This is a genomic window from Mycobacterium sp. 141, assembly GCF_000382405.1.
In the GTDB taxonomy this organism is placed as follows: Bacteria; Actinomycetota; Actinomycetes; order Mycobacteriales; family Mycobacteriaceae; genus Mycobacterium.
The window spans coordinates 53,634-67,566 of sequence record NZ_KB908261.1 but is presented as its reverse complement, the minus strand read 5'-3'; the positions used below and the strand labels follow the sequence as shown (position 1 = coordinate 67,566).

12 protein-coding genes are annotated in these 13,933 nt (G+C 63.7%); 4 read left to right on the top strand and 8 right to left on the bottom strand.

The window, feature by feature from the left end; all coding sequences use genetic code 11:
• Nucleotides 1–123: 123 nt before the first annotated feature.
• Nucleotides 124–1,170, bottom strand: coding sequence for a zinc-dependent alcohol dehydrogenase family protein (locus tag H276_RS0112015; protein WP_019971559.1), 1,047 nt, complete (start codon nucleotides 1,168–1,170; stop codon nucleotides 124–126).
• Nucleotides 1,171–1,380: 210 nt separating this feature from the next.
• On the opposite strand from H276_RS0112015, the gene H276_RS0112010 reads away from it, so the two are divergent.
• Both H276_RS0112010 and H276_RS0112005 read left to right on the top strand, forming a co-directional pair.
• Nucleotides 1,381–2,196 (top strand): universal stress protein, encoded by an 816-nt coding sequence (locus H276_RS0112010; protein ID WP_026356895.1) that lies wholly within the window; start codon nucleotides 1,381–1,383, stop codon nucleotides 2,194–2,196.
• Nucleotides 2,197–2,337: 141 nt separating this feature from the next.
• Nucleotides 2,338–3,336: an Acg family FMN-binding oxidoreductase gene (locus H276_RS0112005; protein WP_026356894.1), complete on the top strand. Its 999-nt coding sequence runs from the start codon at nucleotides 2,338–2,340 to the stop codon at nucleotides 3,334–3,336.
• A gap of 20 nt (nucleotides 3,337–3,356) precedes the next feature.
• Here H276_RS0112005 and H276_RS22915 read toward each other — a convergent pair whose 3' ends face one another.
• Entirely contained in the window at nucleotides 3,357–3,836 is a 480-nt protein-coding gene (locus H276_RS22915) for a GNAT family N-acetyltransferase (protein WP_155943064.1), read from the bottom strand.
• Nucleotides 3,837–3,931: 95 nt separating this feature from the next.
• Nucleotides 3,932–4,756, bottom strand: a complete 825-nt coding sequence (locus H276_RS0111995) for a universal stress protein (protein ID WP_019971555.1) — start codon at nucleotides 4,754–4,756, stop codon at nucleotides 3,932–3,934.
• Between the two features lie 247 nt (nucleotides 4,757–5,003).
• Between H276_RS0111995 and H276_RS0111990 the strand changes: the two genes are divergently transcribed.
• A complete protein-coding gene (locus H276_RS0111990; protein WP_155943063.1) occupies nucleotides 5,004–6,458 on the top strand; it encodes an AAA family ATPase in 1,455 nt (484 codons plus the stop codon).
• Nucleotides 6,459–6,492: 34 nt separating this feature from the next.
• Here H276_RS0111990 and H276_RS0111985 read toward each other — a convergent pair whose 3' ends face one another.
• Entirely contained in the window at nucleotides 6,493–7,473 is a 981-nt protein-coding gene (locus H276_RS0111985; RefSeq protein WP_019971553.1) for an Acg family FMN-binding oxidoreductase, read from the bottom strand.
• A gap of 44 nt (nucleotides 7,474–7,517) precedes the next feature.
• Complete coding sequence (locus H276_RS0111980) at nucleotides 7,518–8,399, bottom strand: universal stress protein (protein ID WP_019971552.1); 882 nt, start codon at nucleotides 8,397–8,399, stop codon at nucleotides 7,518–7,520.
• Between the two features lie 294 nt (nucleotides 8,400–8,693).
• Between H276_RS0111980 and H276_RS0111975 the strand changes: the two genes are divergently transcribed.
• Nucleotides 8,694–10,079, top strand: a complete 1,386-nt coding sequence (locus tag H276_RS0111975; protein WP_019971551.1) for a wax ester/triacylglycerol synthase family O-acyltransferase — start codon at nucleotides 8,694–8,696, stop codon at nucleotides 10,077–10,079.
• 8 nt (nucleotides 10,080–10,087) lie between these two features.
• On the opposite strand, the gene H276_RS23625 is transcribed toward H276_RS0111975, so the two are convergent.
• From H276_RS23625 to ppsA, 3 genes are all read right to left on the bottom strand, one after another.
• Nucleotides 10,088–10,672 carry a hypothetical protein gene (locus H276_RS23625; RefSeq protein ID WP_019971550.1) on the bottom strand — a complete coding sequence of 195 codons (585 nt, stop codon included), beginning with the start codon at nucleotides 10,670–10,672 and terminating at the stop codon, nucleotides 10,088–10,090.
• Nucleotides 10,673–10,684: 12 nt separating this feature from the next.
• Nucleotides 10,685–11,467: a universal stress protein gene (locus H276_RS0111965; RefSeq protein ID WP_036460974.1), complete on the bottom strand. Its 783-nt coding sequence runs from the start codon at nucleotides 11,465–11,467 to the stop codon at nucleotides 10,685–10,687.
• Nucleotides 11,468–11,557: 90 nt separating this feature from the next.
• Nucleotides 11,558–13,834, bottom strand: coding sequence for a phosphoenolpyruvate synthase (gene ppsA, locus H276_RS0111960; RefSeq protein ID WP_155943062.1), 2,277 nt, complete (start codon nucleotides 13,832–13,834; stop codon nucleotides 11,558–11,560).
• Between the last annotated feature and the right edge of the window lie 99 nt (nucleotides 13,835–13,933).

Sequence of the window (13,933 nt, the reverse complement as noted above, 5' to 3'; positions counted from 1 at the left end):
AAGGTAGCCAGGTCGACGACATATAAGACTCCCACTTCGTAAGACCGGTTCTAAATCAACGCTAGATTCGTCGCGTACCTGGCGGCAGGGCCGAAAGTCCCGTCGTCAGTGGCGCACCCGTGTTCAGCGTTGTCTCATGAGGACGACCTTCAACGCACCGGTCTCAACCGGCCGGCTGAATACCCGGTAGGCATCCTCGAACTCATCCAGAGCGAACCGGTGCGTGATCATCGGAGCGACGTCGATCTGGTGGTCGGCCACGAGGTCGATCAGCGTCGGGGTGGCGTGGGTGTCGACCAAACCTGTTGTGATGGTCAGATTCTTGTCCCAGATGTCTTCCAGGTGAAGGGTCGCGGGTGCACCGTGGACACCGACGTTGGCGACGTGTCCTCCCGGACGGACGAGACTCACTGTTTGTTCGAAGGTCGCCGGTGTCCCGACGGCCTCGATCGCAACATCGGCGCCCAGCCCGTCGGTCATTTGCAACACCAGATCGCGTGCGGACTCTTTGTCGGCATTGATGACGATGTCCGCACCGAACTTTCGCGCTGCGTCCAGTCGCGAGTCGGCGATGTCGATGACGATTACGTGTTTGGGGCTGTACAACTGAGCCGTCACTGCGGCTGCCAGACCGATCGGACCGGCTCCGACGATCGCAACGGTGTCGCCGGGCTGTACGCCGCCGGCGAGGATCCCTACCTCGTAGGAGGTGGGCAGGATGTCCGCGAGCATGACCATCTGCTCGTCGCTGACTTCGTCGGGTAGACGGTAGGTCGAGTTGTCGGCGAACGGCACACGGACATACTCGGCCTGGGTCCCGTCGATCCGGTGGCCCAAAATCCAGCCACCTCCGCCGAGGCACTGTCCGTAGCACCCGTCGCGGCAGTAGCGGCAGCTACCGCACGCACTGATGCACGACACCAGGACCCGGTCCCCGGGTGCGACGGTGCGCACCGCTGGACCGATTGCGGTGACCGTGCCCACTGCCTCGTGGCCCAGTACCCGGCCCCGCGTCACCTCTGGCACATCCCCTTTGAGGATGTGCAGATCGGTACCACAGATGGTGACTGCGTCGACACGGACCACGGCGTCGGTGTCGTCGACGATCCGCGGCTGGGGAACCTCGGTCCAGGATGGCCTTCCCGGACCGTCATAGATCAATGCCTTCACGCTCTGTCCTCCTGTTATAGCCGGATACTTGGGATCCTCACGCACGGCAGGTGGGTGGCGCAGCGGTCGTGTGACCCCACTGATGGGGACGAAAGACCTCAGTGCTGTCCGGACGATGACCTTCGGCCCTATGGCAACCCGGGGTCCGGCGATGGGATTGGGATGGGCCCCAATAGGTCGCATACCGCTCGAATTGAATCGAGGACAATGATGAATGTCACTGTGCCTATGACGACAGCGGGGCCGATCGTCACCGGCGTGGACGGCTCACCTGCCGGGGAATACGCGGCGGTCTGGGCCGCCAAGGAAGCAGCGGCCCGAAACACCGTGCTGCGCTTGGTGTATGCGGCAGAAGCCGACAACGACGACAACGCCGACATCGAGCGGACGATGGCAGAGGCCCGCTCGGTCCTGCACCGTGCCTGGGAGACAGTGACCGACACCGGTGTCGCGGTCAAGCTCGAATCGGAGATAGTTTTCGGGCGGCCGGTCGATTGCCTGGTCGCAGCGTCCCGCGGGGCGGCGATGGTGTGCGTCGGGGCCGGCGAAGGGCGAGGCGCGACGGCGGCCGCCCTGGTCAAGCAGGCGCACGGACCGGTCGCGGTCATTCACCGCCGCACCGCAGAATCCATCGACCCGCGCAAGTGGATCGTGGTGGTCCTCGACGAAACAGACTCTGCGCTCGACGCACTACGGGCTGCGATGCACGAGGGTGTCCTCCGTGCCGCGCCGGTTCTCGTGCTGGAGTCGTGGTCGCATGGTCCTCGCGCCGACGTCGGCGACGCCGACCGCCATCCGGTGCGGACCATCCTCGAGGAGTATCTGACCGGCCGGGGCGTCACCGATGGACAGGTGTGCACCTTACCCATGCCGACCCACCTGCTACACCTGTTACGTCAGAGCGTCAGTATCGACCAATTGCTGGTTGTCGCCGCCGATCATCAGGTATTGGTCGAGGAGCTGACCGGTCCGCGGGCCCGCGAGATCTTGCGGGGGACAGATTGCTCGTTGCTTTTTATCCGCTGAGTTCTTCACCCGCTGACACGAGCCAGGAGGGTCGCCGGGGCGGCAAATAGGTCACGCCAAAATGGGGACTTGTGCCTCTATCTGGACGTTCTCGGCCGACAGATAGTAGAAGCCACGATTTCGGACAGAAGGTAGCCAGAGATGAACGCCCATTTTCCCGATACCGAGACGGTTCGTACGGCGTTGTCGCTCGCGAACCGAGCACCGTCCGTCCATAATTCGCAGCCCTGGCGGTGGCGGGTTGGGCCACAGAGCGTGCATCTGTACGCGGACACCGAGTTGCATTTGTCGCATACCGATCCCGACTGCCGTGAGCTGATCGTCAGTTGCGGCGCGGCACTGAACCACTGCGTCATCGCACTGGCCGCGCTCGGGTGGCAGTCCAGGGTGAGTTACCTACCGAATCCGGCGGACCCCGACCATCTGGCATCGATTCAGCCCCATCCACTTGAGCCTGGTCCGGTCGATATCGCACTGGCGGCCGCCATACCGCGACGGCGCACCGACCGCAGGCACTTCAGTTCGTGGTCGGTCCCGCCCGGCGATATCGCCGTGATGGGATCTCGCGTTGCGCGGATGGGGGTCACGATGCGTCGCGTCGATGTCACGCCGAACTTTCACGCGCTGCTCGCGATGGCTGTTCGCGAACATCTCCGCGATCCCGACTACCTGACCGAGTTGACGCAGTGGAGCGGTAGGTATGCGTCCACGGCCGGGGTCCCTGCACGCAATACTCCGGAATCTGACCCCGACGATGCCGTACCTTCGCGATTGTTTGCCGCTCCGGTACTGGCGCAATCGCCAGACGGAACGGGGCATCGCGACGGTGCGACGGTGCTCGCACTCGGGACCGCCACCGACGGTGTGGTGCACCGGATACGGGCCGGTGAGGCGACAAGCATGATCCTGCTGACCGCCACGGCGGCCGGTTTGGCGAGTTGCCCGATCACCGAACCGCTGGAGGTTGCCGCGAGCCGCGAGATCATTCGGCAAGACGTGTTCGACGATGACTGCTATCCGCAAGTGCTGCTGCGTATCGGCTGGGCACCTATCAACGCCGACCCACTGCCCGCAACACCCCGCCGACCGTTGGACGAAGTCGTGACCCGGTTGGACGGTTCCCCCTTCGACTTCGAGTAGGAACTGTCTGGCGGGGGCCGTTACCGGAGGTGGTCGAGGTCGATATCGATGCTGAGCACTCCCGCATCGTGATGCTGCGTCATCGGCCAGCCGGCATCGGTTATGACTCGGCACATTGCGTGGTTCTCGGCAAGAATGTCGGCAACAAGGTGGCGCTGGCCTGAGCAGTGTGCGAGGTGACCGAGGTTGCGCAATAGTGCGGTGCCCACACCGCGGTCGTGCTGGTCGTGTGCCACGACGGCAGCGACCTCGGCATAACCGGGCCGATCCGTCGCAACATAGTTCGCCATTCCGATCAGGTCGGCGGCTTCGAATGCACCGAGGGCGACCGTCCCGGCCGCTGGTGCGGTCAACGACAGCGCCCACTCGCCGATATAGGCTGGGTGGACGGTGAAGAACCGCAGGTACCGTTCCTGGTCGCTCAACGCGACCGCCAGCGCGACCACTGCGTCATAGTCATCTGTGACCAGGCGCCTGATCGTTACGGTCGCACCATCCAGAAGCGTAGCGGTCGTGGTGAATTCGTTCGTTGTCCAGCCTTGTCAGTCGGCATGTCGCACGATTCCCACACCGGTCACCTCCGCCGCACACCCGCTCAACGGATGACCATCACCGAACAATCCGTATGCGGGGCGAACGGTCGATCATGTCGTCCGATGATCCGTTGGAGTTCCGTGACGTCCGCCGATCCGAGCGCGACGAGCTGAACATATCCAGTTCCGTTGTCCTCCAAGAACTCGGGCAGTCCGGATCTCGTCGACACCGGATAGATGTGGACATCCGGGTATCGGCGGCGCCATTTCGCGACGCGGTCGTCAAGGTCCTCCGCCGACACGCCGGCTGCCGTGTCACACCAGGTCGCCACGGCAAGGACCGGTGCGCCGCGTAGTCGGGCTTCGTCGAGTGTCTGTGCCACCACGAGTTCGTTGTCGGTTCGATCGTCGACTCCAACCACCACCCAATCGGGTGTCGTCGGAGCAGGGGACGATGTGCGATGTCGGACGACAACGACGGTGCAGTGGGCATTTTCGGCGAGCTCCGCCGCGATCGATCCCAGCAGTCGGCGCGCCAGATAACCGATACCGACCGATCCGACACAGATCATGGCCGCTGAACGGGATTCCTCGACAAGTGCCGCCGCTGCCGATCCCCAGACGATGTCAGTTTCGACCTTGACCGTCTTGCCAGTTGCCTCGATGGCGGATGACACGGCATGCAGTGCGCTTTCTCCGAAATGGAGTTCGGGACGATAGACGTCGATCGGAATCGACGGCTCAAGGGGGATTCCTGTGACATGCACGAGACGAAGCGGCGCCTCGCGGTGGATGGCGTCCTCCATCGCCCACAGCGCGGCCTGCAGCGCTGCTTGAGATCCGTCCACGCCGACCACGACGGGCCGGACATCGGCTGCGCTGGTCATGGTGGCCCCCTCAGCTGCCTGCGGTCGTTATGGGATAAACGGTATGACGTCGGGCATGTGTGGGTATGCGGGCTTTGGTCGACCTGAGCTGGGACCAAGGTCATCTGCCAGACCCGCGCTGTGCGCAACGTCATCTCGGACCACCGGCAAGGTGGGACTTTGGACTCTGGGCCCCCGCCTGCCGGTGCGAAATGGTGGTGGTGTTCGGTTGACAGCGAAGGGCCGGACGAGGGGAGTGGGCTGGCAGATGAACGCAGAGGTTTTCGAAACCCATACCGGTATCGTGGTTTTGGTTGGGGACAGGGCGTACAAGGTCAAAAAGCCTGTGGTGACGGATTTTCTCGACTTCAGCTCGGTCGAGCGACGCGAGCAGGTCTGCGCCCGCGAAGTCGAACTCAACAGGCGGCTGGCACCGGAGAGCTACCTGGGGATAGCACATTTCGACAACGCCGGACAGTGTCCGGCCGAACCCGTCATCATCATGCGACGTCACCCGGACTCGCTGCGGCTGACCACATTGGTCGCCACCGACGAGTCGGTCGGCGACGACGTCGACGACCACATTGTGCGCATCGCAGAGACACTCGCCCGGTTCCACGAGCGTGCCGAGCGCTCGCCCGCGATCGACGAGCGTGGTACGCCGCCCGAAATCACCGCGCTTTGGCAGGAGAACCTGACCGAGCTCGGCCGCTACGGCGGCACCATCCTGTCCACCGAACGGATAGCCGAAGTCACTCGGTTGGCTGCTCGGTTCATCTCGGGCAGGACAGAACTGTTCGCGGAGCGGATCGCAGACCGCCGTATCGTCGACGGCCACGGCGACCTGAGGGCCGACGACATTTTCTGCCTGCCCGAGGGGCCGGCTCTGCTCGACTGTCTGGAGTTCGACGACCGGCTTCGCCATGTCGACTGCGTCGACGACGCCGCGTTCCTCGTGATGGACCTCGAATTTCTGGGCCGCAACGATCTGGCTGCGAAGTTCCGGTCCCACTATGTGCGGTTGACGAGTGGGTCTGAACCAAACTCCCTATGGCACTTCTATATCAGCTACCGCGCCGTTGTTCGCGCGAAGGTCGACTGCATCAGATTCGATCAGGGTGTCACCGATGCCCGGTCCGATGCGCAGCGCCACCTTGACATCGCCTTGACGCACCTGCGATCGGGAACTGTGCGGCTGGTCCTGGTCGGAGGAGGACCGGGAACCGGCAAGACCACGTTGGCGCGGGCGCTGTCGGAGCGCATGAAGGCCGACGTGATATCCACTGACGATGTGCGACGTGAATTGCTCGAGTCCGGCATCATCGAGGGCTCGGAAGGCGTGTTCGGAGGCGGACTCTATCTGCCCGACAACGTGAACGCCGTATACGAACACACCCTGCGCCGGGCGGCCACAGCCTTGGCCCGCGGACGGTCGGTCATCCTCGACGGTACCTGGCGTGACGCGGGTCAACGGCTGCGGGCAGCGAAGGTTGCCGATGAATATTCGTGCCCGACAGTAGAGCTGGTCTGTGAAGCGCCGCTGTCCGAGGCGATGGATCGCATCAGCCGGCGGTCGGGAAGCACCTCCGATGCCACTCCGGCGATCGCCGCCGCGATGGCCTCTGATGACCATTCATGGAGCACCGCTCACCGAATCGACACCACCCGCAGTCTGGCCGAATCGGTGCACGATGCCTACGAGTTATGTTGTCGGGCAACCTGACACCGCTCAGCGCGGTTGATCACTGACCGATGAGTCAGCGGACCTCGAACACCTCGTTGACTGGTCGTCGAGGCGTTGCCGGGGGAACGTCGTCCAAGCTGGGTACGAGTCCAATCCGGATCAGTACCTGCGGTGTCGTCGGCTGTCCGATCAATGTCGCGACGATCTGTCGGCTGGCCGGCAGCTCGGTGATGTGTGTCAGCGTGCATGTTGCCAGCCCGGCGAGTGTCGCATCGAGGAGCACGGCGGACAGCATCTCGCCGCACTGCAGCATGGCGTCGTGGGTGTCGTCGTATGTCGACAAGACCATGATCTTGGAGTGATCCTCACCCACTTCACGACGTCGCTCACGGTGATGCGTGACGGGGAACGTCCGCCCTACGTCGACGCGATCGCTCTCCGCTGCCGACACCAGCGAGCTGTGCGGGATCCCTTCGCGCCCTGAGAAATCGGAAGTCCACCATTCGAGCTCGGCATGGTAGGACGAGTCGTACAGGCGAAGCGACTCGGTCAGCGCGGACGCCTCCGCGAGTTCGGCGCGGAGGTCGTCGCGCACCACATCAACGCGAACAAGCTCAGCGTTGACGCTTGAGCGCAGGCGAGGCTCAACCGATTCCCAGTCCGGTGGGGCAGCAAACGGCAGGCGATCGGTTCGTCGCAGCAAAATGGCATCTGCTCGGCGTCGGTGGCCATCGGTGACGAAACCGAGCGGGCTGAAATCGAGGGAAGCCAGGTGGTGAAGATCGTTCGGATTGGGGAATCGGTCGACGTTCGTCGTCCACCCGGCAGCTGCCATCGCCACCCGGAAATGATCGAGAACCGCGCCGCAGGAGATCAACGCTTCACGGCCCGAAGTATCAGCGTGTCGGGGTGCCCGGTCGGGGTCGACAAAGAGTTCGACCGTCCGGCCGGCGGCGACCCATCGCCACGGTTGGCTGTTGTGCATCGATGGGGCACGGCAGGCCAAAGTGACTGCATCCTTGATGATTTTGGTATCTACTACGGCATCGCGCATGACGAACCTCACCTTCCTGTCAAACAGAACTCCAGGAGCAGACATCAGTCATGACGGACCACGATCACCGGGATGCGAGCGCCGTGGACGACTGCAGAACTGACCGATCCGAGCAACATACCGGCGAATCCGCCTCGCCCATGACTTCCGACGACAATCAGCTGTGCCGATTCGGACTGTGCGAGCAGGGCGCCGGCGGCGTCGTCGCGCACCACCACTCTGCGCACGACAACGTCCGGGTACCGCTCTTGCCACCCCGCCAGACGTTCAGCCACCGTTTCGTCGGCGTTGGCGATCACGCTGGACCACGGCAGGGGTAGGGCATCCGGCCATTCCTCATCGATCCACGCGTGCACGGCGACGAGTTCGACATTGCGCCAGGAAGCCTCGTCGAAAGCCAGGGCGGTGGCGCTTTCAGATGCCGGGGATCCATCTATGCCCACCACGACGGGCGCCCGCCGGCGCTGGGGCGGCAACTGATCACGCACGACGGCGACCGGGCAGTGTGAGTGATGTACCAGCGCGGTGCTGACCGATCCGAGCACCCCGCGGGCCAACGCCCGGCGGCCGTGCGAACCAACCACGATGATCGCGAATTGCTTGGTGAGGTCTCGCAGCACGGGCACGATCGGACCGCACGGCGTCTCGGTCTGGATCCGCAAAGAGTCACCGGCAGGAGTGTCGCGTGCGATACGGACTGCGCCTTGGATGATTCGTCGGGCTGCGTCTTCCTGCCACTCGCCGATCTCTTCGGGCAGCGGCGCGCCGATCATGCCGACCGGTGACCAGTCGGCGGTCAAAGGGTTGACCACATTGACGATGGTCAGTTGAGCGTTTCGCATCACCGCCTCGCGGGCGGCCCAGCGCACCGCGACATCGCTCTGCGACGAGCCGTCTACGCTGACGAGAATACCTTGATGAGACATGGCTTTTCTCCCTTGTTGTCGTCGAAAGCTGCACAGTTGTCAAGGGCGCCACGCCAAGGTGAGACCCGTGGCTTTGCGCGATGTTCGCCTGTCTGAGATGAGCCTAGGCGTGCGGTCGCGACCGTTTCGTGGGCCGTTGGTCATCAACCCATACGACCAAGGTCAGGAACGTGATATCGGATACCCGGCGCGGTTCAGGTCTTCAGCCAACGTTGCCGAAAAGAGGACGTGGTCCCTGCAGGTAGGTGACCTCGTTCCCTTCACCCATTCCTTAAGTGGGCGCACAGTCATCGTATGGAGCACTTGTCGCCCTTTGCCGCAGCGTTTCTCGAGGCAGAGGATTCCGACCGGCACGTCAGTCTCGCGGTTGGCGGTCTCGCGATCATCGAGGGGCCGATGCCGGATTTCGACACGATCGCCGCGTTGATCGCGCCACGAATCCTGGCGGTACCACGGCTCAGACAGGTCCTGCACACGCATCTGCTGGATCTGGGCCCGCCAGTGTGGGCCGAAGACCCCAACTTGGATCTCTCCCGCCATATCCATCTGGCCGCACTGCCGCATGGCGGGGACGATGAGGCGCTGTTTCGCTTTGTCGCCGATGTCGTAGCGAGACGACTCGACCGTGACCGACCACTCTGGGAGTGCTGGGTTGTGGAAGGTCTCGCCGACGGGCGATGGGCTGTGCTGATGAAGATTCATCACTGCATCGCCGACGGCATAGCGACGATGCGGATCTTCGCGGGGTTGAGCGACGAGGGCGCGGGAGAAACGTTCGCCAGCTCAATACGGGCCGCTACCAAGGAATCCAGTTCGGGGTTCGATTGGACCAGGATCGGTCTGAACCCCGTGGGTTGGGCGAGTGGCATGTGGCACTTGGCAGCGACGACGACCAGAACAGCGACTCTTGCAATGGGAGGTGCGATCGAACTTGCTGCCGGACTGCTGAATCCCGCGGCGGAATCGTCATTGACCGGCCCGGTTACCACCATGCGCCGGTTCAGCGCCGCGCGAGTGAGCCTCTGTGACGTACGGAAGGTGTGTGACGAATTCGACGTGACGCTCAACGACGTTGCACTGGCAGCGATCACCCACAGTTTTCGGACCGAGTTGGCCCGCCGCGGCGAGAAACCCCGGCGAACGACGCTGAGGACTCTGGTACCGGTGTCGATTCGCGGCAACGACGCATTCGATGTTGCCGACAACCGGGTTTCGGCGATGTTGCCGTTTCTTCCCGTTGACAAGGAGGATCCGCTGGAGCAGCTCCAGGTGGTTCACCGGCGGTTGATGCGCACCAAGGTGGCTGGTCAGCGCGAAGGCGGGACCTGGTTGGTCGATCTCGTCAATGCCGCCCCGTTTCCGCTGGCGGCCTGGACTTTCAGGACGCTGATGAAACTGCCGCAGCGCGGCGTCGTCACGGTTGCCACTGATGTACCCGGGCCGCGCAAGCATCTGCGGGTCATGGGACAAGAGGTGGTCCGGCTGTTGCCCATCCCTCCGATTGCGCTCCAGTTACGAACGGGCATAGCGATTCTCAGTTACGGCGACGATCTCGTGTTCGGCATCACTGCCGATTACGACACCGGCCGAGATATCGAGGAGTTCGCGCGTGGTATCGAAGACGGGGTCCGTCGGCTCGTCGCTCTGAGTCTGCAGGACGCGGGAAAGCAAAAGAACTGAGTGGCAAGTCACGCCTCGGACAGGCTGTCGTTGACCGACACCAACGCTGCGGTGAGGTTGCGGTCGGCCTGGTCGAGAGCAGACCTGAATTCACCGCCGTAGTTGTTCTGTGACCCGCTGATCGCCGCGAGGCACATATGCGCGGCGTCGTGGGCATCGTTGATGGCTGCATCGAGCTCGGCCGTCAACTGGGGGTCCGGTGCCGGCAATTGCGCACGCAGCTTCACCACAGCAGCGTCATGCAACGTGCGGCAAACGGTGCCGAGCGCTGACGTGTCCTGACGCGCAAGAGCGGAACGGGTGTCCAACAGGCTGTTTCGGAGTTCGTCGAATGACGGTCGCGCCACCACCCACCAGTGCTGCGTTGACGTATGCACGTCGGTCCGCGGTGTTTCCGGTACGACGTTGTGTCCGACAGCGAAGCCCAACGCCGTCGCCAACAGGATCGATGTCGCTACGCTGACCGGAACGGCGTATCGCCACGGACTGCCGCTCGATGGTCGGTGCGCGGCATTCGCGACGATCAGCGCGTCACATTGACTGCAGAGCTGCTGGTTCTTGGGATTGCGGTGACCGTTCGGACATTTCGGCATGGAAGTCTCCCATCAACGCACGATCAGCGTCGATGACCGAGCGTGATTGAAGAGCCGGTGGCCGTGCGGTCCGATGATGTGTGCGAGCTGATTGGCTTCGGTGCTGCCGATCACGGCGAGTTGCACGCGCTCGTCGTGCCTCTTGAGGAATCGGGCGACACCGGCACCTTCGGTGATCGGATAGATGTGTACGCCGGGGTGGTGTTGGCTGCACTGTTTCACGCGCTGCTCGAGGCTGCCATGGCTGCCCAGCATGAGCACCGGTGCGCGGCGTAGCTCCGCCTCCGTCAGGGCGGATTCGACCACCAGGTCGTTGTCGGGCTTGTCGTTCACGGCGACCACCACCCAGTCGACATCCTGCTGTGATGGGAACACCTCCGGGCGGATGACCGCGACGGGGCAGTGCGCCTTTTCGGTGAGCTCGGCGGCGGTGGAGCCCAGGATCGACCGCGCGTACTGCCCGATCCCCACCGAGCCGACACAGATCAGCGCCGCGTCCCGCGATTCTTCGATGAGGACGGCGCCGGGCGGGCCGTCGAGGATCGCGGTCTCGACCTTGACGTAGGTTCCGGCAGCGTCCACGGCGGCCTGCGCAAACCGGAGTGACTCCTCCGCGTGATGGATATCGCGGTAATAGTCGTCATTGGATGGGTGCTTGGACTTCATGACATAAACCAGCCGCAGCGGTACATCGCGGCTGATCGCTTCCTTGATGCCCCATTGCGCTGCGGCGATGGACTGCGCGGAGCCATCGATCCCGACGACGACGGGCTTCGCCATGCGGCTGTCATTCATGATGCTCTCCAATCCGCTGGTTACTGACGACGCTATGGGTGGTCGAATACGTTGTGCTGGAGTCCAAAGTCCCGGAGTCGGTGCCGAGAGTCACCGCGCCGAGTCGAGTAGCAGGCGACGTTCGGCCGCGGCCACCACGCGACGAGTCGCGGCCAGTGCGTCCGGGTTCACCGATACCGACGTGATACCCATTCGGACGAGGTGTTCGGCGAATGTCGGGTCGGTCGACGGCGCTTGCCCGCACAAGGAGGACGTGATGCCGAACTTCCTCGCTGTGCTGATGATTTGACCGATGGCATCGAGAACGGCTGGATCGGACTCGTCGAACAGTTCGGCACACACGTCCGAGTCGCGGTCGACGCCCAGCATCAACTGCGTCAGATCGTTGCTGCCGATGGACACGCCGTCGATGCCCATCCCGATGTACTCGGGGAGCCAGTGCACGACCGACGGGACTTCGGCCATCACCCAACGATGCAGGCCTCGGTGCCGCCCCAGCGGACTCGCGTCCACCAGCGTCAGGCATTCCTCAAGCTCCCAACGGGTGCGCACGAACGGGATCATCAGATGCACGTTGGGCGATTGCTCACGCACCCTCGCCAGTGCCCGCAACTCGAGCGCGAACAGGTCGGGCTCCTTGATGTACCGGTAGCAGCCGCGGTAGCCGATCATCGGGTTGTGTTCGACCGGTTCGTAGGCCGCGCCTCCGGTCAGACCGCGGAATTCGTTGCTGCGAAAGTCGGTGGCACGGTAGATGACCGGCCGCGGGGCAAACGCGGCGGCGATTCGGCCGACGGCTGCCACCATCTTGTCGACGAAGGCGTCCTGCTCCCCGTGGGCGATCACGTCGCGCGGATGCCGGCCATCGAACGCGTTGGTCAGCATGAACTCGGCCCGGAGCAGCCCGACGCCGTCTGGCCCCTGCGCGGCAACGGCTTCCGCGGTGTCGGGCATCGCGAGATTGACATAGATCCGGGTGCCGGTGACCTCCGCGGTCGGTTCGGCAGGCGACGTGCGGTCGGAGACCGTGATCGGCGTGGTATCGACCCGACCGGATATCACCTGTCCGCGCGTCCCGTCCACGGTGACCGTTGTGCCGTCATGGAGGTCACGGGTCGCGGTGCGGGCACCTACCAGGCACGGAATCCCCAACTCGCGGGCCACAATTGCGGAGTGGCAGGTCATGCCGCCGGTATCGGTCACCAATGCCGCAGCCCGGCGCATCGTGGGTAGCCAGTCCGGATTCGTCATCGGCGCTACCAGGACCTCGCCGTCGAGCAACTGGACGCCTTCGTCCGGCGACTGCAGCACCCGGACCTTGCCTGTGACTTTCCCGGGGGCGGCGGCCAGCCCGCGCACGAGAACCGCATGTGGGTCAGTCGACGCGGTCGGCAGCGTCGTGATGGGGCGGGCTTGCACCAGATATGTCTTGCCTTCTGCGATCGCCCATTCGGTGTCTTGTGGACAGCCGTTGTGCTGCTCGGTCGCGATGGCGAGTTCGGCGATCGACCGCAATTCGTCGTCGTCGAGCACGCGGGTGTCCGCCGAACCGTCGTCGAGGTCGACAGCATGGTCGTTTCCGTCCACACCACGGATGATCTTGAAGCTCTTGTGGCCGACCCTGATATCGAGTGGCTTCAGGGTTTCCTTGGACACGATGTAGGTATCGGGCTCGACCTCTCCCGATACCACGACTTCACCGAGACCGAACGCGGCCTCGATCACCACTCGATCGAGTGCGCCGCTGCTGGGGTCGGCCGTGAACGCCACACCGGCCTTCTCGGAGTCGACCATCGTTTGGACCACCACGGCCATGGCCGGGTCCGCGGTGAAGCCGCGGGTGGCGCGGTAGGTGATGACGCGGGGGCTGAACAGCGACATCCAGCACCGGAGCACCGCGGCGACCAGATTGTCCTCGCCGCTGACATTGGTGATCGTGGCGTTCATGCCGGCGAACGAGACGTCGCGACCATCCTCACCGGTTGCCGAGGAGCGAACGGCGACAACGGCGTCGGACCCCAGGGTGCGATAGGCGTCGATGAGCAGATCACGTACGACAGTTGTGACACCGGCCTTGCGGACCAGGTCCTGCATGTGGTTGGACATGTCCTTGAGTCGTGCCGTGTCCGCTGCCTTCTTCATTGCCTCACGGTGCAGGTCGTTGAGCTGTGCAGCCACTCCACCCGCGTTCATCGACTCGCGGTAGCAGTCCCGCAGCAGGACGAAGCCGGGTGGGACGGGAAGGTTCGCGGCGACCAACTCGCCCATGTTGGCACCTTTGCCGCCCGCTTCCTCGGCATCGGTGATTCGCAGCGTCGAGATGGCACGGATGTAGGTATCGCGTTGCATGGAACCAGCTTTCGACATGCCGTATAACGAGCGTAGCGTCCGAGGACCACAACTGATGGGCTGAAGGTCACCGATACGTCAGGCAAGAAGTCCTCAAAATGCCGATGTGGGACTTCG

Bases quoted from the DNA above. Each gene is read 5' to 3' on its own strand.
- H276_RS0111995 (WP_019971555.1), bottom strand. From the start codon at position 4,756: ATGACCAGCGCAGCCGATGTCCGGCCCGTCGTGGTCGGCGTGGACGGA.
- H276_RS0111980 (WP_019971552.1), bottom strand. From the start codon at position 8,399: ATGTCTCATCAAGGTATTCTCGTCAGCGTAGACGGCTCGTCGCAGAGC.
- H276_RS0111965 (WP_036460974.1), bottom strand. From the start codon at position 11,467: ATGAATGACAGCCGCATGGCGAAGCCCGTCGTCGTCGGGATCGATGGC.
- H276_RS0111990 (WP_155943063.1), top strand. From the start codon at position 5,004: ATGAACGCAGAGGTTTTCGAAACCCATACCGGTATCGTGGTTTTGGTT.
- ppsA (WP_155943062.1), bottom strand. From the start codon at position 13,834: ATGTCGAAAGCTGGTTCCATGCAACGCGATACCTACATCCGTGCCATC.
- H276_RS0111985 (WP_019971553.1), bottom strand. From the start codon at position 7,473: ATGCGCGATGCCGTAGTAGATACCAAAATCATCAAGGATGCAGTCACT.
- H276_RS0111975 (WP_019971551.1), top strand. From the start codon at position 8,694: ATGGAGCACTTGTCGCCCTTTGCCGCAGCGTTTCTCGAGGCAGAGGAT.
- H276_RS23625 (WP_019971550.1), bottom strand. From the start codon at position 10,672: ATGCCGAAATGTCCGAACGGTCACCGCAATCCCAAGAACCAGCAGCTC.
- H276_RS0112005 (WP_026356894.1), top strand. From the start codon at position 2,338: ATGAACGCCCATTTTCCCGATACCGAGACGGTTCGTACGGCGTTGTCG.
- H276_RS0112010 (WP_026356895.1), top strand. From the start codon at position 1,381: ATGAATGTCACTGTGCCTATGACGACAGCGGGGCCGATCGTCACCGGC.